20 protein-coding genes are annotated in these 20,121 nt (G+C 70.2%); 8 read left to right on the forward strand and 12 right to left on the reverse strand.

Annotated elements, in window-relative coordinates; all coding sequences use genetic code 11:
• Window positions 1-327 precede the first annotated feature (327 nt).
• Entirely contained in the window at window positions 328-1,128 is an 801-nt protein-coding gene (locus AB0H56_RS07755) for an HAD family hydrolase (RefSeq protein ID WP_357158793.1), read from the forward strand.
• Between the two features lie 33 nt (window positions 1,129-1,161).
• On the opposite strand, the gene AB0H56_RS07760 is transcribed toward AB0H56_RS07755, so the two are convergent.
• Window positions 1,162-1,578 carry a VOC family protein gene (locus tag AB0H56_RS07760; RefSeq protein ID WP_357158796.1) on the reverse strand — a complete coding sequence of 139 codons (417 nt, stop codon included), beginning with the start codon at window positions 1,576-1,578 and terminating at the stop codon, window positions 1,162-1,164.
• 91 nt (window positions 1,579-1,669) lie between these two features.
• Here AB0H56_RS07760 and AB0H56_RS07765 point away from each other — a divergent pair, with 91 nt between their 5' ends.
• Entirely contained in the window at window positions 1,670-2,608 is a 939-nt protein-coding gene (locus AB0H56_RS07765; protein ID WP_357158799.1) for a YafY family protein, read from the forward strand.
• A gap of 92 nt (window positions 2,609-2,700) precedes the next feature.
• Here AB0H56_RS07765 and AB0H56_RS07770 read toward each other — a convergent pair whose 3' ends face one another.
• Window positions 2,701-3,393 (reverse strand): SGNH/GDSL hydrolase family protein, encoded by a 693-nt coding sequence (locus AB0H56_RS07770; RefSeq protein WP_357158802.1) that lies wholly within the window; start codon window positions 3,391-3,393, stop codon window positions 2,701-2,703.
• A gap of 9 nt (window positions 3,394-3,402) precedes the next feature.
• Window positions 3,403-4,815 carry an MFS transporter gene (locus AB0H56_RS07775; protein ID WP_357158805.1) on the reverse strand — a complete coding sequence of 471 codons (1,413 nt, stop codon included), beginning with the start codon at window positions 4,813-4,815 and terminating at the stop codon, window positions 3,403-3,405.
• Window positions 4,816-4,916: 101 nt separating this feature from the next.
• Here AB0H56_RS07775 and AB0H56_RS07780 point away from each other — a divergent pair, with 101 nt between their 5' ends.
• Complete coding sequence (locus AB0H56_RS07780; RefSeq protein WP_357158808.1) at window positions 4,917-5,531, forward strand: TetR/AcrR family transcriptional regulator; 615 nt, start codon at window positions 4,917-4,919, stop codon at window positions 5,529-5,531.
• Window positions 5,532-5,593: 62 nt separating this feature from the next.
• Here the strand turns inward: AB0H56_RS07780 and AB0H56_RS07785 are convergent, their stop codons facing one another.
• Both AB0H56_RS07785 and AB0H56_RS07790 read right to left on the reverse strand, forming a co-directional pair.
• Entirely contained in the window at window positions 5,594-6,493 is a 900-nt protein-coding gene (locus AB0H56_RS07785) for a hypothetical protein (RefSeq protein WP_357158811.1), read from the reverse strand.
• Window positions 6,494-6,656: 163 nt separating this feature from the next.
• Window positions 6,657-7,805 (reverse strand): Rieske 2Fe-2S domain-containing protein, encoded by a 1,149-nt coding sequence (locus AB0H56_RS07790; protein WP_357158814.1) that lies wholly within the window; start codon window positions 7,803-7,805, stop codon window positions 6,657-6,659.
• A 213-nt stretch (window positions 7,806-8,018) separates the two neighbouring features.
• Here AB0H56_RS07790 and AB0H56_RS07795 point away from each other — a divergent pair, with 213 nt between their 5' ends.
• The gene (locus AB0H56_RS07795; RefSeq protein ID WP_357158817.1) at window positions 8,019-8,645 is read left to right on the forward strand and encodes a hypothetical protein; all 627 of its coding nucleotides are present in this window, start codon (window positions 8,019-8,021) and stop codon (window positions 8,643-8,645) included.
• Here AB0H56_RS07795 and AB0H56_RS07800 read toward each other — a convergent pair.
• From AB0H56_RS07800 to AB0H56_RS07820, 5 genes are read right to left on the reverse strand one after another with little or no spacing between them, the layout of a single operon-like run.
• On the reverse strand, window positions 8,603-9,595 hold the full coding sequence (locus AB0H56_RS07800; protein ID WP_357158820.1) for a sirohydrochlorin chelatase: 993 nt from the start codon (window positions 9,593-9,595) through the stop codon (window positions 8,603-8,605). The two genes, AB0H56_RS07795 and AB0H56_RS07800, sit on opposite strands and share 43 nt — an antisense overlap.
• Window positions 9,595-10,890 carry a GTP-binding protein gene (locus AB0H56_RS07805; protein WP_357158823.1) on the reverse strand — a complete coding sequence of 432 codons (1,296 nt, stop codon included), beginning with the start codon at window positions 10,888-10,890 and terminating at the stop codon, window positions 9,595-9,597. Before AB0H56_RS07805 ends, AB0H56_RS07800 begins: the two co-directional genes overlap by 1 nt.
• A gap of 1 nt (window position 10,891) precedes the next feature.
• Window positions 10,892-11,821: a sulfate adenylyltransferase subunit CysD gene (gene cysD / locus AB0H56_RS07810; RefSeq protein WP_357158826.1), complete on the reverse strand. Its 930-nt coding sequence runs from the start codon at window positions 11,819-11,821 to the stop codon at window positions 10,892-10,894.
• Between the two features lie 26 nt (window positions 11,822-11,847).
• Window positions 11,848-12,567 carry a phosphoadenylyl-sulfate reductase gene (locus AB0H56_RS07815; RefSeq protein WP_357158829.1) on the reverse strand — a complete coding sequence of 240 codons (720 nt, stop codon included), beginning with the start codon at window positions 12,565-12,567 and terminating at the stop codon, window positions 11,848-11,850.
• A 20-nt stretch (window positions 12,568-12,587) separates the two neighbouring features.
• Window positions 12,588-14,396, reverse strand: coding sequence for a nitrite/sulfite reductase (locus tag AB0H56_RS07820; protein ID WP_357158832.1), 1,809 nt, complete (start codon window positions 14,394-14,396; stop codon window positions 12,588-12,590).
• A 434-nt stretch (window positions 14,397-14,830) separates the two neighbouring features.
• On the opposite strand from AB0H56_RS07820, the gene AB0H56_RS07825 reads away from it, so the two are divergent.
• From AB0H56_RS07825 to AB0H56_RS07840, 4 genes are all read left to right on the forward strand, one after another.
• Entirely contained in the window at window positions 14,831-15,259 is a 429-nt protein-coding gene (locus AB0H56_RS07825; RefSeq protein WP_357158835.1) for an SgcJ/EcaC family oxidoreductase, read from the forward strand.
• Window positions 15,260-15,602: 343 nt separating this feature from the next.
• A complete protein-coding gene (hemW, locus tag AB0H56_RS07830; RefSeq protein ID WP_357158838.1) occupies window positions 15,603-16,790 on the forward strand; it encodes a radical SAM family heme chaperone HemW in 1,188 nt (395 codons plus the stop codon).
• Window positions 16,791-16,985: 195 nt separating this feature from the next.
• On the forward strand, window positions 16,986-17,519 hold the full coding sequence (locus tag AB0H56_RS07835) for a DinB family protein (protein ID WP_357158841.1): 534 nt from the start codon (window positions 16,986-16,988) through the stop codon (window positions 17,517-17,519).
• A 210-nt stretch (window positions 17,520-17,729) separates the two neighbouring features.
• Complete coding sequence (locus AB0H56_RS07840; protein WP_110039567.1) at window positions 17,730-17,954, forward strand: hypothetical protein; 225 nt, start codon at window positions 17,730-17,732, stop codon at window positions 17,952-17,954.
• Window positions 17,955-18,043: 89 nt separating this feature from the next.
• On the opposite strand, the gene AB0H56_RS07845 is transcribed toward AB0H56_RS07840, so the two are convergent.
• The gene (locus AB0H56_RS07845; RefSeq protein ID WP_357158844.1) at window positions 18,044-19,465 is read right to left on the reverse strand and encodes a hypothetical protein; all 1,422 of its coding nucleotides are present in this window, start codon (window positions 19,463-19,465) and stop codon (window positions 18,044-18,046) included.
• The gene (locus AB0H56_RS07850; protein ID WP_357158847.1) at window positions 19,452-19,841 is read right to left on the reverse strand and encodes a hypothetical protein; all 390 of its coding nucleotides are present in this window, start codon (window positions 19,839-19,841) and stop codon (window positions 19,452-19,454) included. Before AB0H56_RS07850 ends, AB0H56_RS07845 begins: the two co-directional genes overlap by 14 nt.
• Window positions 19,842-20,121: the final 280 nt, after the last annotated feature.

Here is a 20,121-nt window from a genome sequence, read left to right on the forward strand (position 1 = left end):
CTTGGCCCTGCTCGCACACGAGCCGTTGCGGCCGTGCGCCATGTGCTGTGGAGACCACCTATAGAGGTGGATCACCGAGTCACCGCGTGCGACGGTCGATGCGCCGCGGCTGTCGATCGCCACGGACACATCTGTAGCTGCTGTTGGGCGTTGATGCCGAGGGTCCCGTCGACATCCGCATCGTGGCGACGGCGAACCACGTGGCGCGACTCGGGCGAAACCTCGTTGATCACGCCGCTTTTCGCGCGGCGGCGGCAGGGGGTTGCCGTGCCGTTCTCGGTCCCGAAATCGCGGGTGGGTGTCGGTCGGGCCGGGCACAATGGGGTGATGGGTGTACGTGGGGGAGCGCCGGAACTCATCGCGCTCGATGTCGATGGGACGCTGCTCGTCGACGGGTTCGAGGTGAGCGCACGGGTGTCGGCGGCGGTCGCGGCCGCGGTGTCGGCGGGCGCGCACGTGGTGGTCACCACCGGGCGCACCGTGGTGACGACGCTGCCGGTCCTGAAGGGCCTGGGGCTCACCGAGGGGCACGCGCTGTGCTCCAACGGCGCCGTGCACGTCGACGTGGCGCGGGGCGAGCCGCTCGCGGTGCAGTCCTTCGACCCGGCGCCCGCCGTCCTGGCACTGCGAACCCTGTTCCCCGACATGATCTTCGCGGCCGAACGCGTGGGGGAGGGGACCTGGGCCACCGGGCACGGGCCGGGCGAATTCCCGATCGGCGAATTCCTGCTCGTCGACCACCAGGCGCTGAGTAGCGCGCCGACACCACGCCTCAACGGCTGGTGGCCCAGCGGTACGGCCGAGGAGATGGTGCGCCTGCTCGGGGCGCTCGAGGTCCCCGACGCGTCCTGGGTGCACGGCGAATTCGGTCCGTGGGTCACGGTGTCGCGCAAGGGCGTGTCGAAAGGCTGGGCGCTCGAACGACTCCGGCAGACCCTCGACATCGATCCGGCCGCGACCCTCGCGATCGGTGACGGCTTCAATGATCGCGAGATGTTCGGCTGGGCCGCCCATTCCGTCGCCATGGCCAACGCGCCCGAACCGGTGCGCGCCCTGGCCGACGAGGTGACCGGAGATGTGCTCGAAGACGGCGTCGCCACCGTCCTCGAGCGCTGGTTCCCCGCCTGACCTGGTCGCGCGAGAAATCACGACATCGCGTGCTCAGTGCCGCGATGTTTCCCGCTCGGTCATGGCGACGAAGTGTGGATTGCTCATGATCCCGAGGACATTGCCGAACGGGTCGAGCACCGCGGCCGTGGCGAAACCTTCGCCGTCGCCCCGCGCGGTGATCGGCTCGTACTCCGTGGCGCCCAGCTCCAGCAGCCGGGCGAAGGTGGCGGCGAGATCGTCGACCTGCCAGAACACCACTCCGCCGCCGCCGGGCGCGTTGTGCGCGCCCGCCGGGGCGTAGGCGCGGTTGATGATGCCGAGCTCAGCCTGCAGCGGGCCCACCCGGAATTCGTAGTAGCCGCCCGGCACCTCGTAATACGGGGCGAGGCCGAGGAATTCGGTGTACCAGTCCTTGGCGGCGGTGAGGTCGTCGGCGTAGTAGGTGGTGGTGGCCATTCCGCGCAGCATGTCGGCTCCTTGGTCGTCGTCGGTGTCGAGAACGACTCTGCCAGGCAAAGTGCTCACCGAATGAGCACTTTGTTCGGCAGAATCACCGAGTATGCGAGCGGACAGATTGGTGGCCACCCTGCTGTTGATGCAGGCGCGCGGCCGGGTGACGGCCGCGGAGGTCGCCGCCGAGCTGGAGGTGTCGGTGGCGACGGCCCGGCGCGATCTCGAGGCCTTGTCGGCGGCGGGCATCCCCGTCTATCCGCAGGCCGGGCGCGGCGGCGGGTGGTCGCTGATCGGCGGTGCCCGCACGGACCTGTCCGGGCTCACGGCGGGGGAGACGCGCGCGCTGTTCCTGCTGGCAGGCCCGGCCGCGCAGGCCGCGCCCGAACTGAAGTCCGCGCTGCGCAAACTGGTGCGGGCGCTGCCGCAGACCTTCCGGGAAGACGCCGCCGCGGCGGCCGACGCCGTCGTCGTCGACCCCGCCCGCTGGGGCCGGCCCGACCCGCGGCCGCCCGCGGCGCTGGCCCCGTTGCAACAGGCGGTGGTCGATCGCCGCCGGGTCCGCATCGAATACGTGCGATTCGGCGAGCGCACCGTGCGCGAGCTGAGTCCGTGGGGCCTGGTGGAGAAGGAAACGATCTGGTACCTGATCGCGGGCACCGACCGCGGTCGCCGGACCTTCCGCCTCGATCGGGTCGGCGAAGTCACGCTGCTCGACGAATCCTTCGACCGGCCGGCCGATTTCGACTTGCAGGCGGAGTGGGCGCGCATCGTGACCAGGATGGAGCAGCGCCGCTCCGCCGTCGCCGCGACTGTGCTCGTCTCCACCGCGCTGGCCCCGATCCTCGCCGACCAGCAGGGTCGCCACTGCACCCTGCTCGGCCCCGCGGACGACGGCCGGATCCGCGCAGAGATCACCGCGGACACGGCGAAGATGGTCGCCAGGCAACTCGCGGGCTGGGGGGCCGACGTGGAAGTCGTCGGCCCCCCGGAGGTACGGGCGGAACTGGCGGCCCTCGGCGCCGAACTGGTTCGCGGCAACAGCTGATTCCGCGCTCGATGCGTGCCGTGTGCCGACTCCAGCGCGCTCGCGGACGCCCCACGGTGGCGGGTTCGCGCCGGGGCGAGGACGCTGAGACGTCAGTCGCGGCCCAACCGGCCGGCCAGGGCCCGGGTGACCTCCGTCGCCACCACCGCGTGTCCGCTGGTCGTGAAGTGGATGAGGTCCGCGCTCATCAGGCTGGGTCGTGTACGTACCGGGTGCTCCCAGAACTCCGTGAGGACCGCGTCGTATTCACCGGCCACCGCGCGGATCACCTCGTTCATCGCGGCCATGCGCGGTCGCATCGCGCGCATGGGCGCCATCCGGTCGACGGCCCAGACATCGGCCACCGTGAACGTCGACACCACGGCACCCGCCTCGGTCAGCGCGGCGAAGATCGCGGACAGGTTCTCCCGCAGGGCGCCGGGATCACCGCCCGCTTCGAACAGATCGTTGCCGCCGCAGCTGACGTGCACGAGATCCGGGCCGAATTCCAGGATCTGGGGCAACTGCCGCTCGCGGACCTGGCCGCTGGTCGCGCCGATGCGCCCGGTATTGAGGTAGGCCAGTGCGGGATTCACCACCGACAGGGTCGCCGCGACGCGGTCGGCCCAGCCCGTGGCGGCGTAGCCGGGGCTCGGGTCGCCCGTGCCCGCGGCGATCGAATCGCCGAGCACCGCGAAGCGCCGCCACGGTGCGTCGCGCAGCAGGGCGGCCGCCGCGTCCGGGGCGAGCAGCAGCGGATCGTCGGCCTCGGTGAACCGCTCGGGCAGTGAAGTGGTGGAAGACATCTCGAACTCCTAGTCGTCGAGGGTGACAGGGGTGCGGGCCGGGACGGCGAGCAGCACGGCGACAGCGACACCGAGCGCGGCGCAGAGCGCGAACAGGGTGTGGAAGGCGCGCACGGTCTCGGGGATCGCGGTGAACACGGCGGCCAGCACGGCGACGCCGAGCGCGCCGCCCACCTGCCGGGCGGTCAGGTTCATCCCGATGCCCGCCGCGAACTGGTGTGGCGGAACAGAACTCGCGGCCGCCGTGCCGAGCACTGTGACGACCACGCCGATGCCGCCGCCACCGAGCAGCCCGGCCGGTATCCACGCCGACCACAGCGCCGGATCGGGGCCGAACGCGTCGGTGCTCATCCAGGCGAGCGCGGCGGTGTACAGCAGCGCCCCGAAGACGCCTGCCGCGCGCTGTCCGCGCGGAGTGGTGACCCGGCCCGTGAGCACGGCGGTGATCATCGAGGCCACCGCGCCGACGGTCAGCGCGGCCGCGGATTCGAGGACCGAATAGCCCCAGAGCGCGTCGAGGAACATGGGCCCGGCGAGCAGCCAGGCGAACATCGTCGCGCCGAACAGGAACGAGCCCGCGTTCGCGAGGGCGAATCGCCGGTCCCGCCACAGCGATACGGCCACGGCCGGATCCGGGTGCCGTCGGGAGCGGACCAGCGCGAACACCACCAGCGCGGCGCCGCCGAGCAGCGCGATGAGTGTGCCGGGGGCGGTCCAGCCCCAGTTCTGTCCCTCGGTGACCGCGGCGACCACGGCGCCGAGACCGAGCGCGACGGCGAGGATGCCCACCGGATCGGGGAGCGCTGAGTCCCGGTCCTGGCGCTGGGCCGCGGGCAGCCGCAGTCCCGGCACGATCAGGATCAGCGCGATCGGCACGTTGACCAGGAAGACCGCCCGCCAGCCGAGAGTCTCGACGAGCGCGCCGCCGATCGCCGGTCCGACCACGGCGGCGAATCCGCCCGCGGCCGACCAGGCGCCGATGGCGGCGCCGATCTTCGCCCGCGGCGTGACGGCCAGGACCAGGCCGAGCGCGGCGGGCACCATGAAGGCGGCGGTCGCGCCCTGGAGGACGCGCCCGGCGATGAGCCAGTCCGCGCCGGGCGCGAGTCCGCACAGCAGTGAGGTGACGGCGAAGCCGGCCAGCGCGAGGACGAACAGCCTGCGCCGTCCGAGCACGTCGGCGAGCCTGCCCGCCGGGGTGAGCAGCGCCGCGAAGGCGATGGCGTAGCCGCTGACGATCCAGGTCAGCGTGCTGGTCGCGGTGCCGGGGTAGGTCTCGGCGATGGTCGGGAACGCGATGTTGACCACCGAGAGATCGAGGAAAGCGATGAACGCGGCACCGACCGCAACGGCCAGGGTGCGGCCCGCGGTGCCGGGCGGTGTGATCGCCGGATCGTCGGGCCGCGCGGAAACGTCGGTCATGGGAGTTCCTTCACAGGGAGAAATAAGAACGTACGATCGTTCGTAGATTAAAGTACGACCGATCGTTCACCTAGGCAAGAGGGAGTGGAAGAATGAGCTCCATGACCCGGACCGAGCCCGTTGATCAACGACTCGCCAAAGGGGCGAGGGCCAGGGCGACCATCGCGCGCCGCGCCGCCGAGCTGGCCTCCGTCGAAGGGCTCGACGGTCTCAGCATCGGCATGCTCGCCACCGACCTCGGCCTCAGCAAGAGCGGCATCGCCACGCTCTTCGGCACCAAGGAGGCGCTCCAGCTCGCCGCCGTGCACACTGCCCGCGAGGTCTTCATCGAGCGGGTGATCGCGCCCAGCCTGCGCGAACCGCGCGGCATCGGCCGGGTGCGCTCGCTGCTCGATCGCTGGTTCGCGCACATCGAGGACCCGCCGTTTCCCGGCGGCTGCTTCCGCGTCGCCACCCTCACCGAGTTCAGCAGCAAGCAGGGGCCGGTGCGCGACGCCGTGGTCGCCGATCACGACGAGTGGCTCGCGTTGCTGACCGGGGAGATCTGCAAGGCGCAAGAGCTCGGCGAGCTCCCCGGGGTCGACGCCGACGTGCTGGTCTTCGAGCTCGACGCGATCGTCAGCGCCGCCAATATCGCTCGCCAGCTCGGGGACACGGCACGGGTGGAGACGGCGCGGAAGATCGCCGCGCGCCTGCTTTCCGGCACTGCGGCATAGGCATACGAAACGGCGCCGTCACCCTGTTTCCGGGTGACGGCGCCGTGGCGCTGCTGTCGAGTTCAGTGATGGTGTGCGGCAGGCGGTTCCGCGGCGACCTCCGTGGCCAGCGTGAAGGCGGCGGTGCGGACCACGTCACCATGTTTGAAGTCCAGGAACAGGCGATAGGTGCCGGGGCCGGGAACCGCTGTGTGGAAGGTGATCTCGGGACCGGCCGGGGTGATCCCGTCGCCCGGTTCGCCGTTGGGGTGGACGTGCACATAGGCGAGGTCGCCCGCCCGCAGGATCACCAGATGGCCGAAGGCGGCCAGGTAGGGCTGTAGATCCGTCACCGGCGCACCGTCTTTGCGGACCGTCAGCGTCAGCAGGTCGCCCTCGGCGCGCAGTTCGCCGCCGACGGTCACCGCGTAACCGTCGACCTCCGCGAGCCGTCCGACGGCCGGAACGGGCTGCGGCGCATACTGTCCCGCGATCGCGAGATCGGCGCCCAGGGTGATCGTCCGGCCCAGCGCGCGCGGCGCGATGTCGGTGAACACCCGGTAGGCGCCCGCCTCGGGGAGGTCGAGCCGGATCGCCCAGGTGCCGTCGGTCTCGCGGACCGGGTGGACATGCCAGAACCCGGTCAGCTCCCGCCGCGCGACGATCAGATGTAGCTCGCGGTCGTGGATCGGATCGAACTCGGTGACCGGCTTGCCGTCGGGTCCGAGAATCCGGAACCGGAAGTCGATCCCGCCCGGCTCGGCGACCGTGGTGTCGAGGTCGAGGGTGTAGCCGTCCTGCGTGATCAGCAGGCCGCCTGGTGTGCCGGCACCGTGCCCGGCGTGGGCATCACCGTGGGCGGCGTGAGCATCGTGACCGGCGTGCGCGTCGCCGTGATCGGTGGCGACCGCGGTGTGACCGGCGTGGTGCTGGTGGGCGGCGTGCGCGGTGGTGTGGTGGCCGGCGTGGGCGTTGGTGGTCATCGGTTCGCCTCTCGATTCGCTGTGCTTCTGAACCGAGAATATACCCCCAGGGGGTATCTAACCAAGGGGTGAGTATGTGAACTGAGTCACCTGACGGCCGCGGCTCGGGCCGACGCGTCGCGCCTGCCGGCACGCCGCGTCGGCCCGGCCGCGCTACTCCATGTCAGGCGTACAGTTCGCGACCGTTGGCGATGTTGTCCGACACCTCCTGCTCCCAGGACCGCAGGGCGCGGGTGGTGTCGACCTCGAATTCGAAGCGATTCACCATCTCCGGTTCGACGTCGGCCACGTCGACGTAGAACTGCTCGTACCAGCGGCGGAGCTGGTAGACCGGGCCGTCCTCCTCGCACAGCAGGGGATTGTCGATGCGGGACTTGTTCTTCCAGATCTCGATGTCCTGGCGGAACGCCACTTCGAGGCTGGTGGCGAACGCTTCCGCGGTCTGGGTGGCGACCTCGTCCGGCATGCCGGGGATCTTCTTCACGATCGCGCCGTATTGCAGCACGAACGAATCGGAGGTCACCGGGTAGTGGCAGTTGATCAGGATGCCTTCGGTGGTGTGCCCGTCGGAGGCGAGTTTCTGACCGTTGATCATGTACGAGGGGCCGAAGTACGAGGCTTCGGAACGTAGTTCGGCGTCGGATTTGTCGTAGGCGGTTCCGAGGTGGACATCCGGTCGCCCGATCGCCGACATGTACTGCGACGCGATGTGCCCCTGGAAAACATTCTTGAAGTATTTCGGCAAGGCGAAATGGACGTAGAAGAAATGGGCCATGTCGACGACGTTGTCGATCATTTCACGGCAATGGCTGCCGGTGATGAGCGTCGAATTCCAGCTCCAGTCGGTCCATTCGTCGGTGCCGTAGCCCTCGATCTCCGGAATCGTCACCTCGGCCGGCGGCGGGTTGCCCTGCGGATCGTGCCACACGAACAGCTGGCCGTGCCGCTCCATCGTCGTCCACCCGCGGGTCCTGGCCAGGGGTGGTACCCGGCGCGCGTACGGAATACCGGTGCACTTGCCGTCGCCGCCCCACCGCCAGTCGTGGAACGGACAGGCGATCGAATCGCCCTTGACCGTTCCGTCTGCCAGGTTTCCGCCCATGTGCCTGCAGAAGGCATCGAGGACGTTGATCCGTCCGTCGACCTCGGATCGGAAGACGACCAGTGCGGTGCCGAAGGCGTCGATCCGGTGCGGTAAGCCGTCTCGGAAATCCTTCAGCAGGCCGAGGCAGTGCCATCCTCGGGCGAATCGCTCCGGATTTCGGCCCGTTTCGATCATGCGTATTTCGTCCGGTTGTGATCCCATTGTCATTCTCCAGTTGGGTGATGATCGGAGTCGCTGTGCCCGCGCGGCGTTTTTCATTGTGCGGACGTGGACGGAGCGTGACGCATTCATCTCCCGGTCAGCGGGAGGGGGTCTCGCGTCGAATGATGCTGGGGTATGGCGGATTTCGGCGCTGAGCAGCGTTGATACCCAGAATTGTTAAGCAAGTTCGCTTAATGAAAGGGGGGGTAGAATTCTCCCGTGACGATCGATGCCCTGCTGCTCGCCGCCGAGCGGATGTTCGCCGACCACGGCGCGGGTGTGCCGCTGCGTGAGGTGGCCGCCGCGGCGGGCCAGCGCAACAACTCCGCCGTGCAGTACTACTTCGGTGACCGCGACGGACTGGTCAGGGCGATCGTCGAGCGACGGCTGGAGGCCGTGGAGGCCTCGTGTGCGCGGCGACTGGCCGCGATCGACGAGGGCGACACGCGTGCGCTGGTCGAGGCGCTGGTCACCGCGCTCCTGGACGCCGCGGCGGAGCAGGGCTCGACGCACTACTTTCGTTTCCTCGAGGTCATGCGTCACCGGGTCAAGGACTGGCCGCCGGGGGAACACAGCCCGGCCTGGGCGACCATCACCGACACGCTGCGCGCGCTGCTACCCGGCGGAACCCCACTCGAGCGCGACAGCCGGATCTCGTCGATGGCGACGACGCTGTTCGCGCTGCTGGCCGATGGTGAACGCACCCGCGAGTCGCCCGGCCTTCTCGGCCCCACCCCGCCGCAGATCGTCGACATGATCGTCGGACTGCTGCGCGCGCCCCTCGGCGATCGCGCACCCGGAAATCAGGCGGAGAGTTCGAGTTCCGCCCCGAACGCGCTGTCGTAGCGGGCCAAGACGACATCGGTCAGCGCGGCATGCGCCCCGATGACATCGGCGTGGCGGAGGTCAGGGGCCGCGGCGTGTAGCCGGTCGGTGAGCAGGCCGGGTGCGAGGAACCACGGGGCCACCACGATGCGCCGCGCGCCCCGCGTCCGCAGGCGATCCACGGCGGCCGCGATACCGGGTTCCACGGTGGCGAAACAGATCTCGGTCCGTGCTCCGGTCACCTCCGCCAGCAGGCGAGCCACCGTGGCGGTGCGCAGATTCGCGGCGGCGCTGCGCGAACCCACCGCGGCGACCACGATCCCCAGCGTCCCGGTGCCACGCGCGGGAACACCGGCAGCGAAGCCGGCGGGAACGGTTCCCGACACCGCTGAGGTGCCTTCGCCCGCTGAAGTGGCTGCGATCGAGGCCGCGTCCGCTGGACCACTCGCGCCCGTGGGAGTGGCGCGGCTTGCCGCACCGGTGGCGTCCACAGGGCCGATGGCACCCACTGCCGTGCCCGCCTCTGCTCCCACGCCACCGCCCGGCGCACCGGCGACAGCCTCGATGACGCGGTCGTGCAGTGCCGTGATCAGACGTGGGTCGGCGCCGAGGACGTCGGCCTGGGTGAGCCGAAGCCGGGGATGCCGGTGCCGTGCCTGGTCCAGCAGGGCGGGCAGGTCGACGCGGGCATGGAAAGCGCTGCCCAGCAGGAGGGGAACGACGATGGCGTCGGTGTGTCCCCGGGCGGCGAGATCGTCGACCACCTGATCGACGGACGGTGCGCACAGATCCAGGAAGGCCAGCCGGACCGTGAGATCCGGTCGGGCCGCGGCGATCTCGGCGACGGCGGCGGCCATGGTGGCCGCCGAACGCGGATCGCGGCTGCCGTGGGCGACCGCGATCAGCGCGGGCCCGCCGACGCCGCGCGGCACCGGGGCGGCACCACGCGACGGGGCGAGCGTGCGCGACATCAGACCGCGCTACCGACCTCGACCGAGGTCAGCACGTCGCCCACCAGGCCTGCCGCCAGCGTGTTGCCGCCGGCGGGGTCGATCAGCAGGAACGAGCCGGTGTGCCGGTTCGTGCGGTAGTCGTCGGCCGGGATCGGCTCGGCCAGGCGCAGCGAGACGCGGCCGATGTCGTTGAGCTCCAAGGTCTCCGGGCTCGGCTCGGCCGTCAGGGTCTGCTCGTCGAATCGCTCCACGAGCGCGCCGACGATCGCCTGCGTGGTCTTGGCGCCGTGCTTGAGCAGCAGCCGCGCACCGGGACGCAGCGACTTGTCGCCCAGCCAGCACACCGTCGCGTCGAAGGTGTCGATCGGCTCCGGGGCGTCGGCGACCGAGGCGATGATGTCGCCGCGCGAGATGTCGACCTCGTCGGCCAGGATCAGCGTCACGCTGCGGCCCACCTGCGCGACGGCGAGTTCGCCGTCGGGGGTGTCGATGCGCTCGACGGTGGTGCGCTTGCCCGAGGGCAGCACCACGATCTCGTCACCGGGGGAGACCGAACCGGCCGCGATCTGACCCGCGTAGCCGCGGTAGTCGGGGTACTCGGCGGTGCGCGGACGGATCACGTACTGCACCGGGAAGCGCAGGCCGAGGGCGTGCGTGCCGGTCGAATCCGCGTCCACCGGCACCGATTCCAGGTGCTCGATCAGCGAGGGGCCGTCGTAGTAGGGGGTGTTCTCCGAGCGGCTGGCGATGTTGTCCCCGTGCAGCGCCGAGACCGGGATCTCGAGCACGTCGTCGTCGGACCAGCCCAGCTTGGCGGTGAGCGCGTTGAACTCCGCGGAGATCGCGGCGAACACCTCGGCCGGGTTGTCCACCAGGTCGATCTTGTTCACGGCCAGGACCAGCTTCGGCACGCCGAGCAGCGCCAGCACGGCGGCATGGCGGCGGGTCTGCTCGATGACGCCCTTGCGCGCGTCGACGAGCAGGATCACCAGCTGCGCGGTGGACGCGCCGGACACCGTGTTGCGGGTGTACTGCACGTGCCCCGGGGTGTCGGCCAGCACGAACGAGCGCTTCGGCGTGGCGAAGTAGCGGTAGGCCACATCGATGGTGATGCCCTGCTCCCGCTCGGCGCGCAGGCCGTCCACGAGCAGCGACAGGTCGGGAGTCGACAGACCCTTGTCCACCGAGGCGCGGGTGACGGCGTCGATCTGATCGGCCAGCACGGACTTGGTGTCGTAGAGCAGCCGTCCGACCAGAGTGGACTTGCCGTCGTCGACAGAACCGGCGGTGGCCAGCCTCAACAGGTCGGACATATCAGAAATAACCCTCTCGCTTGCGGTCCTCCATGGCGGCTTCCGATACCCGGTCGTCGCCGCGGGTGGCACCGCGTTCGGTCAGTCGGGACGCGGCGACCTCGGCCAGGATGGCCTCGTTGTCGGCGGCGTCGGAGATGATGGCGCCGGTGGTGGAACCGTCGCCGACGGTGCGGTACCGCACCGACCGGGTCTCGAGCACTTCGTTCTCGGTCGGGCCGCCCCACACGCCGGGGGTCATCCACATGCCGTCGCGCTGGTACACCGGGCGCTCGTGGGCGTAGTAGATCGAGGCGAGATCGATGTCCTCGCGGGCGATGTAGCGCCAGATGTCGAGCTCGGTCCAGTTGCTCAGCGGGAACACGCGCACGTGCTCACCCGGCGCGTGCTTGCCGTTGTACAGGTTCCACAGCTCGGGTCGCTGCCGCTTCGGGTCCCACTGACCGAAGGCGTTGCGCAGCGAGAAGATCCGCTCCTTGGCGCGCGAACGCTCCTCGTCGCGGCGGCCGCCGCCGAAGACCGCGTCGAAGCGGTGCTCGGTGATGGCGTCGAGCAGCGGGACGGTCTGCAGCGGGTTGCGGATGCCGTCGGGGCGCTCGGTGAGGCGGCCGTCGGCCAGGTACTCCTCGACCGAGGCCACGTGCAGGCGCAGCCCGTACTTGTCCACCACCTTGTCGCGGAACTCGAGCACCTCGTCGAGGTTGTGCCCGGTGTCGACGTGCAGCAGCGCGAACGGCAGCGGCGCGGGCCAGAAGGCCTTGAGCGCCAGGTGCAGCAGCACCGTGGAGTCCTTGCCGCCGGAGAACAGGATCACCGGCCGCTCGAACTCGCCGGCGACCTCACGGAAGATGTGGATCGCCTCGGACTCCAGCGCCGCGAGGGTGTCGAACTCGGTCAGGCCGAGATCGCGTTCGGTGGTGTGGGTACTCACAGGCTCACTCCCAGAGGTGGTGACGGTCATGATTGGTGCAATCCGCACTCGGTCTTGGCGAGGCCGGCCCAGCGGCCACTGCGCGGATCGGACCCCGGCTCGGGCTTGCGCGTGCAGGGTGCGCAGCCGATGGACGGGTAGCCCTCTTCCACCAGGGGATTGACGAGGATGCCGTTGGCCTCGATGTAGGCCTGCATCTCGTCGTCGGACCACGGTGCGATCGGGTTGATCTTCACCAGGCCGAACGCTTCGTCGAAGGAGATCAGCGGGGCGTTGGCGCGCGTGGGCGCCTCCACCCGGCGGATGCCGGTGATCCAGGCGTTGTAGCCCGACAGCGACTTCTTCAGCGGGACCACCTTGCGCAGCCGGCAGCACTCGCCCGCGTCGCGCGCGAACAGGTCCTTGCCCAGCAGTTCGTCCTGCTCGGCGACGCTGTGCTCGGGCCGCACGTTCACCACGTTCACCCCGTACACGGCCTCGACCGCGTCGCGGGTGCCGATGGTCTCGGCGAAGTGGTAGCCGGTGTCGAGGAACAGCACGTCGACGCCGGGGCGGGCCTGCGCGGCCAGGTGCACCAGCACGCCGTCCTGCATGTTCGAGGCGACGATGTAGTTGTTGCCGAAAGTCCGGTCGGTCCAGGCGATCAGGTCGACGGCCGAGGCCTCGGGGCCCAGTTCGGCCGCGCCCTGCTCGGCGATGGCACGCAGTTCGTCCTCGGACAGCTTGGCGGCGAGATTCGTTGTCACAGTTGAGATCTCCTCATCCACTAGCGGAGGTCGGCCTCGTCGGCGCGAACCGCCCACACCGCGAAGCGCTCACCGTCTTCGCGGTTCTTGACGAAGTTGCGCACCACGCGCTCGATGTAGTCGCCGAGCTCGACGCTGGTCACCTTGTGCTGACGCAGCTTGCGGCCGAACCCGCTGTCCAGACCGAGGCTGCCACCCAGGTGAACCTGGAAGCCCTCGACCTGATTCCCGTTGCCGTCGTCGACGAGCTGGCCCTTGAAGCCGATGTCGGCGATCTGGGACCGGCCGCACGAGTTCGGGCAGCCGTTGATGTTGATCGTGATCGGCACGTCGAGCTGCGCGTTGATGTCGGCCAGGCGCTGCTCGAGCTCGGGGGCGAGCACCTGCGAGCGCTTGCGGGTCTCGACGAACGACAGCTTGCAGAACTCGATACCGCTGCAGGCGAGCAGGTTCCGCCGCCAGATCGACGGACGCGCCTGCAGGCCCAGCGGTTCGAGCTCGTCGATCAGCGCGTCGACCTGGTCGTCGGCGATGTCGAGGACGATCAGCTTCTGATACGGAGTGAACCGGATACGGTCCGAACCGTACTTCTCGGCGGCGTCGGCGACCTTGCTCAGGATGGTGCCCGACACGCGACCGGCGATGGGGGAGAAGCCGACGGCGTTGAGGCCGTTGCGCAGCTTCTGCACGCCCACGTGGTCGATCGGCTTGGCAGGCTGCTCCGGCGCGGGACCGTCGATGAGCTTGCGCTTCAGGTACTCGTCCTCGAGCACCTGACGGAACTTCTCGATGCCCCAGTCCTTGATGAGGAACTTCAGGCGGGCCTTGGTGCGCAGGCGGCGGTAGCCGTAATCGCGGAACAGCGACACGACGGCTTCCCACACATCCGGCACCTCGTCGAGCGGCACCCACGCGCCGACGCGCTTGGCCAGCATCGGGTTGGTCGACAGACCGCCACCGACCCACAGGTCCAGGCCGGGCCCGTGCTCGGGGTGGTTCACACCGACGAACGCGACGTCGTTGATCTCGTGCACCACGTCCTGCTGGCCCGAGATCGCGGTCTTGAACTTGCGGGGAAGATTGGAGTACTCCTTCTTCCCGATGTAGCGCTTGACGATCTCGTCGATCGCGGGCGTGGGGTCGATGATCTCGTCGAGCGACTCACCGGCCAGCGGCGAACCGAGGATCACGCGCGGGCAGTCGCCGCACGCCTCGGTGGTGTGCAGGCCGACCGACTCCAGCCGACGCCAGATCTCGGGGACGTTCTCGACCTCGATCCAGTGGTACTGGACGTTCTCGCGGTCGGACAGGTCGGCGGTGTCGCGGCCGAACTCGGTGGAGATCTGGCCGATGGTGCGCAGCTGGGCGGCGTTGAGCGCGCCCGCGTCGCAGCGCACCCGCATCATGAAGTACTTGGCCTCGAGGAGGTCGATGTTGTCGTCGTCGGTCCAGGTGCCGTCGTAGCCCTCTTCGCGCTGGGTGTAGAGACCCCACCAGCGGAAGCGGCCGCGGAGATCGGCCTTGTCGATCGAGTCGAAGCCGCCCTTGGCGTAGATGTTCTCGATCCGCGCGCGCACGTTGAGCGGATTGTCGTCCTTCTTGGACTGCTCGTTCGGGTTCAGCGGCTCGCGGTAGCCGAGGGCCCACTGGCCCTCGGAACGCCGGCGGACCGGCTTGCCGGTGCGCTCGCGCGGCGCGACGGGCGCCTCGCTGCGCGGCCGGTCGGGCCGCACGCGGCGTTCGGCTGCCGGGCGCTTGGCTGCTGCGCGCTCGGGGCTGGCCTGCGGCGTCGACTGGTCGGTCGAAGCGGCGTCGGTGCTCGACGTCATGTGGGGTCGCTCCTGCGGGGTGGGTGGTACATCCGTGCTGAAGGCGCGAGGGGCTGGCTCGCGTCAGGTGGTCAGCGGGCCGATGAGAGTCGAAGGCACCGGGAGAAACCCGGGCGGGGACGCCGCTGCGCTACCGGTGGAAACCGGGCCGACAACAGGCGCTGCAGACACGCTGGAAGTCGACGTGGCGGCGGGCCACGAGTCGTACTCCAGTTGCGTGCATGCGCCTATTGTGCCATGTCAGCCGGGTCGTTCCGACCCCGAGGAGATATTTCCCGCACTTTTGGGGGAAATTCCCTGGACGGGTGTCCCGTTCTGTGACGGGGGTCATACCCGGCCGCGCGTAAGCGACCGGTGATACGTCTTCGGATCGCTGTGTGCGGTACGGCACAGCGCGTTGACCTGGAGTGTCGTTGAGGTTGCACAGTGATCGCATGAGCACCGACGCCACCGTGGCCGGCCGGACCCCCGCCGACCTCGACACCGAACTGGCGGCCCTGCGCGCCGTCGTCGACACCATCGCCCATGCGCAGGACAACGAGCTGATCGACGAGTTCACCGGCGTCTTCCGGGAGGACGCGATCTGGACCACGGGCCACGGCAAGCGCCTGTTCGGCCGTGCGGCGATCGCCGAGTTCACCGCGCGGGTCCTGCCCGGCGCCACCACGCACGGCAAGGCGACCTACGAGATCGAGCACGTGCTGTTCCTGCGCCCCGATGTCGCCGCCGTCAAGATCCGCCAGACCTACGTGGACCTCGACGGCGAGGTCACCGGCCGGGGCACCCCGATGTACGTGATGACCAAGGAGGACGGCGCCTGGGTGCTCACCGCCAATCAGAACACCCCGGTGGTGGCGGACTGACCCGGTCGCCAGGCGGCCCACCGGGCCACCAGCGCTGACGTAGCGCAGGTGGCCGGTGGTACGGCCACTCGTGCGGGCCTGGTCTCGAAGGTCGGGGGCGGCTCGAACACCGGGAGAGTGCGGGCAGCCGCCCGCGGTCTTCACGCCGCCTTCGGTCGACTGGCTGCCCGTGCGGCGGGTGTCGACACCCCGAGGAGGCGCCCGGCTTCGGCGCGCTCGGTACCGTCCGCCCGCGGCCCCGGCCGCTGGTCTGCCGGGCATTCGCGAGGGCTGCGCACGGGCGTCCAGCGGCGCCCGGCAGACTGGAGGGGTGACTACCAGCGCTGTTCCCGGGGCTTCCGGCGTGAGACCGGCCGAGGCCGAGCGGCCGGTGCTGCGCGATTTCGGCGGTGGCGCGTTCGGGGTGTACGTGCACGTGCCGTTCTGCGCGACGCGGTGCGGGTACTGCGACTTCAACACCTACACGGCGGGGGAGCTGGGGACCTCGGCGTCGCCGCAGTCGTGGCTCGAGGCGCTGCGCGGCGAGCTCGCGTCGGCCGCGACCGAGTTCGGCGCGCTGCCGAGCGCGACGCCCGAGGTGTCGACGATCTTCGTCGGCGGCGGGACGCCGTCGCTGCTCGGCGGGGACGGGCTGGCCGCAGTCCTCGACGCCGTGCGCGCGAACTTCACCCTCGCCGCGGGCGCCGAGGTGACCACCGAGTCGAACCCGGAGTCCACCTCGCCGGAATTCTTCGCGCGCATCAGGGCCGCCGGGTACACCCGGGTGTCGCTGGGCATGCAGTCCGCGGCCCAGCACGTGCTGAAGGTGCTCGATCGTACGCACACGCCGGGTCGCGCCGTGGCCGCGGCGAAGGAGGCCAGGGCGGCCGGGTTCGACCACGTCAACCTGGACCTGATCTACGGCACGCCGGGCGAGACCGACGCCGACCTCGACGCGAGCCTGAACGCGGTGCTGGCAGCGGGAGTCGATCACGTCTCCGCCTATTCGCTCATCGTCGAGGACGGAACGGCACTGGCGCGCAAGGTCCGTCGCGGTGAGCTGCCCGCGCCGGACGACGATGTGCTCGCCGCCCGCTACGAGCGCATCGACTCCCGCCTCGCCGAGGCGGGGCTGTCCTGGTACGAGGTCTCCAACTGGGCCGCGAACGACGCGGCGCGCTGCCGGCACAACCTCGGCTACTGGGACGGAGGCGACTGGCTCGGCGCCGGACCCGGCGCGCACAGTCACGTCGGCGGCGTCCGCTGGTGGAACGTCAAACATCCCGCGCGCTACGCCGACCGCGTGGCACTCGGCGGACTGCCCGCCGCGGGCTGGGAGGCCCTCACCGACGACGAGCGCTACACCGAGCACCTCATGCTCACGGTCCGGCTCCGCACCGGCCTCCCCGTCGGCACGCTCGCGCCCTCCGCGCGACCCGCGCTCGACCGCGTCCTCGCCGACGGACTCGCGGTGCTCACCGATGACCACCTGATCCTCACCGATCGGGGGCGCCTGCTCGCCGACGGCATCGTCCGCGAGCTGCTCACCTGAGCGCCGGACCCGGAACGCCGAAACACGGCATCGCCCGCGAAGAGCGCACCGATCGCGGGGCCGACTGACGGCAGCGCGGACGTCGTCGGGCCCGCATCGCGGCGCGCGGGTGCGCTCCGGATCGGTGGGGGCGGTCTCGGCGTGCTCGGCCGGCCAGGGAAAAACGGTTCCCCGCCGAGGGGTCGGCGTGGCACGATGCGCGGCGTGCCGTCCTCCCGAACCGACCTGCTGCGTTGGCAATTCGACCTCGTCTGGTCGCTGTTCGCGTTCCATCTCGAGCGGCTGGAACCCGCCGACTTCCTGTGGGAGCCGGGCGAGCTGTGCTGGACGATGCGGCGGCACGGCGACGAGATCTGGGTCGCGGACTGGGCGGACACCGAACCCGATCCGATCCCGGTGCCGACCATCGGCTGGCTCACCTGGCACATCGGCTGGTGGTGGAGCGTGGCGATCGACCACGCGCGGCACCGGCCGCCCCGCGAACGGACCGAGATCTCCTGGCCTGGACCCGGTGCCCCCACCGTCGAGTGGTTGCGCGGGTTGCGCGCGGACTGGCTCGAGATCCTCGACGGACTCGACGACGCCGCGCTCGACGCGGGTTCGGCCTATCCGTGGCCGGCCGATGCCGGGTTGACGGTCGCGCATCAGGTCTCCTGGGTCGATGCCGAACTGATGAAGAACGTGGCCGAGATCGGGCAGCTGCGGATGGTGCGGGCCGCGCGCGGGTAGCCCGCGCGATATTGATTCGTGACCCGAATTTCCGGGCTGGCGCGCTGCCTGAGCGACGTGGAAGATCACCCGGTCAGTGGAGTGATCCGGCGTGATGCACACCTCATCGCGGGCCGTCGACACCGGGGTGCCGAACCGGGGCTTTCGCTGGGTTCGCGGCCGAAGATAACGATTGGGGGCGTAGGCTTCGGCTCGATCCTAGGGAGCTATATGTCCACCGAACGGCACATCACCCTCGTCCACGAGCAGAGCGAATTCGCGGAAGCGCGCTCTGCGGAGAAGGCGGAGAACGCGCGGCAGTGCGCGGTCGCCGCCCGCACGGTCGCGTCGCATTCCAACGACGCGGAAGACTGTGTATCGCTGCTGGCGATGCTCGGCCTGGATGCCCTCGCGGGCAAGCAGGTGGGCGCCGCGCAGTCGGCAGCTCGCGGCTAGCTCGGTCTCGGCCGCCCATCCCGGGCGGCCGACCCCGCCGCCGGATCCCGCGGCCCCGCCGCGACCGGCACTCTCGGCTCGTAGCCATGTCAGACCCGAGCCGACGCTGATCGCTGCTCACCGTCCGGCGCGGGCGGCACGCCGCCGATCACGCCGCCGGTGACCGTGGGGCGCCGATCGCCCAGCAGCGCTTCGGTATTCGCAGTCGTGATCAAGTAGTCCGGCAGCGCCCGCTCATGTTCCGGGTCCGGCGCCTGTCCGCCACCGGGTGGTACGCCGAAGTGGAACAGGCGATCAAGGATGCGCGGCGCGGACACCGTCGAGGCTGGATTCGCCCCGATGACCGGCCCCGCCGCGCCGGCGACACTGCGACCGATCCCCGGCTCCAGCGCATCGGAGGGTGGCGACGGCTGATAGCGCGAGCCACCGGCCCATGCCCGATCGGCCGATCCCGTCGCCGAGGTGCCGCCGTCCCGCACAGCCTGGCGCGCATCGGGCGAGAGATCGTGTCGCTCCGGACGTTCGCCGAACCACCCCGAGCCCGGCTCCGTGCTCGCCGAGGGCAGGGGAGCGGTCCCTCCTGGCAGGCCGAAGCCACTGGCCGGCGCCGACAGCGGCGCGACGCCCGCATTGCTCGACACCGTCCGGACGACCGACTCACCCACACCTTGCTCCGGTGACTGGCCGCCCTGCACGCCGAGGTCACCCGACCCGCCTCCCACCGCCGCGGACAGGTCCTGGGAATCCGCATCAGCTGACCTCGGTCGCTCGCTCGCCTCGTCGTCCTTCGGGTCCCTGCTCGCGTGCTGTGGATGATTCCCGTTGCCGCCGCTGTCATTCGGTCGTTCCGTGCTGCCGCGGTCGTCATTCGGTCGTTGCGTGCCGCCGTGGCCGACATCCGTTCGATCCGCGGCTGTCAGTCTGCTGTTCGTCGATCCGGTGAGTGCCCCTCTAGGCTGCCGTTCCTCCGCGCCTGAAGCCTCTCGCTCCTCGGGCAAGGTGGCGACTCGCCGAGTCGGCATGGGCAGCACCGGAATCCGGCGGTCCACCGCGCCGAACGGCAGCACGTACCGCTCGTGCATCGCCGTGCGCGCGGTCTCCAGTGCCCTTTCCTGAGCGCCGTATTCCGCCGCGCCGTCACCGATCCCGGTGGTGACGAGTGCGGGGATCGCGTATCTCGTGGCCACGATCGCCTCGGCGGCCGCCCGCACCACCCCGGACAGCTCGACCAGGGCGGTGGACAGGTCCCTCGCCTCAGCGAGATACGCGGTGAGGGCCGCATTCGCGGCGGCCGCAGCGGCACCGGACCAGGGCGCCTGTGCGTCGCGCATGGCGCGGGCGAACGCGGAGACCCCCTCCTCCCACCTGTGCGCGATCAGTGCGAAACAGTCCGCCTGCGCGACCGCCCCCGTCACCTCGAGCGGGGCGAACGCCGCGACGATCTCCGGGTGGCGCCAGTTCCGGACGTTCTCACCTCCGCCCGGAATGCCGGGCGGCTCATACTCGACCATCACGGTCTCCCGCCGGAACCCGCTGTGGCACAACGCTGTCCACTGCTCTCTGCTGTCCGGCCCATTCCTCGTCGACGAGCGTGAACTGCTCCAGCGCCCGCCGGAGTGTCCGCCGCAGATCCGTCACCACGACGGCGTGCGCCGCCATCACGGTGTCGACGCTGTTTCCGCCGCCGCCCGCCTTGGTGCGCAATCCGGCCACCAGCGCCGCCGCGGAGACCAGCCGTGGGTCGTCCTCGCCGAGCCCCCAGTGCTCCTGCTCGGCGATCCGGCGGGCCAGCACCCGGATCTCCTCGATCACCCGGAGGAACTCCCCACACCCCCGATCGAATCCGGCGAACTCCGCCGGATCCACCGCCACCGTGTCCCGCTGCATCGCGCACCCCTCCCGCCGGTCCGAAAACCACTGGTGAACAGCTGAATCAGTGCCGAACGTACGCCGCGCGCCCGAGCTCGACCAGCCCCGATCGGCGATCTGTGGACAACTCGCGCCCTGTGGACAACCCGGGCGTGGGACGACGAGGTGCGCGGGCGATCGCGGGCTGGACAATTAGACTGGAGAACGAGACGCTGCGAGCGTCCGCGTGCGACTCTGTGCGACGAACGCAGCGATACACGCGGGCCGATGAGGTACCCGGCACGAGCGAGGAGGTGGG

The organism is Nocardia sp. NPDC050717 (assembly GCF_040654275.1).
Lineage (GTDB): Bacteria > Actinomycetota > Actinomycetes > Mycobacteriales > Mycobacteriaceae > Nocardia.

Excerpts from the sequence above, each read along its gene's own strand:
- AB0H56_RS07755 (WP_357158793.1), top strand. The coding sequence starts at position 328 with ATGGGTGTACGTGGGGGAGCGCCGGAACTCATCGCGCTCGATGTCGAT.
- AB0H56_RS07760 (WP_357158796.1), bottom strand. The coding sequence starts at position 1,578 with ATGCTGCGCGGAATGGCCACCACCACCTACTACGCCGACGACCTCACC.
- AB0H56_RS07765 (WP_357158799.1), top strand. The coding sequence starts at position 1,670 with ATGCGAGCGGACAGATTGGTGGCCACCCTGCTGTTGATGCAGGCGCGC.
- AB0H56_RS07770 (WP_357158802.1), bottom strand. The coding sequence starts at position 3,393 with ATGTCTTCCACCACTTCACTGCCCGAGCGGTTCACCGAGGCCGACGAT.
- AB0H56_RS07775 (WP_357158805.1), bottom strand. The coding sequence starts at position 4,815 with ATGACCGACGTTTCCGCGCGGCCCGACGATCCGGCGATCACACCGCCC.
- AB0H56_RS07780 (WP_357158808.1), top strand. The coding sequence starts at position 4,917 with ATGACCCGGACCGAGCCCGTTGATCAACGACTCGCCAAAGGGGCGAGG.
- AB0H56_RS07785 (WP_357158811.1), bottom strand. The coding sequence starts at position 6,493 with ATGACCACCAACGCCCACGCCGGCCACCACACCACCGCGCACGCCGCC.
- AB0H56_RS07790 (WP_357158814.1), bottom strand. The coding sequence starts at position 7,805 with ATGACAATGGGATCACAACCGGACGAAATACGCATGATCGAAACGGGC.
- AB0H56_RS07800 (WP_357158820.1), bottom strand. The coding sequence starts at position 9,595 with ATGTCGCGCACGCTCGCCCCGTCGCGTGGTGCCGCCCCGGTGCCGCGC.
- AB0H56_RS07805 (WP_357158823.1), bottom strand. The coding sequence starts at position 10,890 with ATGTCCGACCTGTTGAGGCTGGCCACCGCCGGTTCTGTCGACGACGGC.
- AB0H56_RS07820 (WP_357158832.1), bottom strand. The coding sequence starts at position 14,396 with ATGACGTCGAGCACCGACGCCGCTTCGACCGACCAGTCGACGCCGCAG.
- AB0H56_RS07825 (WP_357158835.1), top strand. The coding sequence starts at position 14,831 with ATGAGCACCGACGCCACCGTGGCCGGCCGGACCCCCGCCGACCTCGAC.
- AB0H56_RS07835 (WP_357158841.1), top strand. The coding sequence starts at position 16,986 with ATGCGCGGCGTGCCGTCCTCCCGAACCGACCTGCTGCGTTGGCAATTC.
- AB0H56_RS07840 (WP_110039567.1), top strand. The coding sequence starts at position 17,730 with ATGTCCACCGAACGGCACATCACCCTCGTCCACGAGCAGAGCGAATTC.
- AB0H56_RS07845 (WP_357158844.1), bottom strand. The coding sequence starts at position 19,465 with ATGGTCGAGTATGAGCCGCCCGGCATTCCGGGCGGAGGTGAGAACGTC.
- AB0H56_RS07850 (WP_357158847.1), bottom strand. The coding sequence starts at position 19,841 with ATGCAGCGGGACACGGTGGCGGTGGATCCGGCGGAGTTCGCCGGATTC.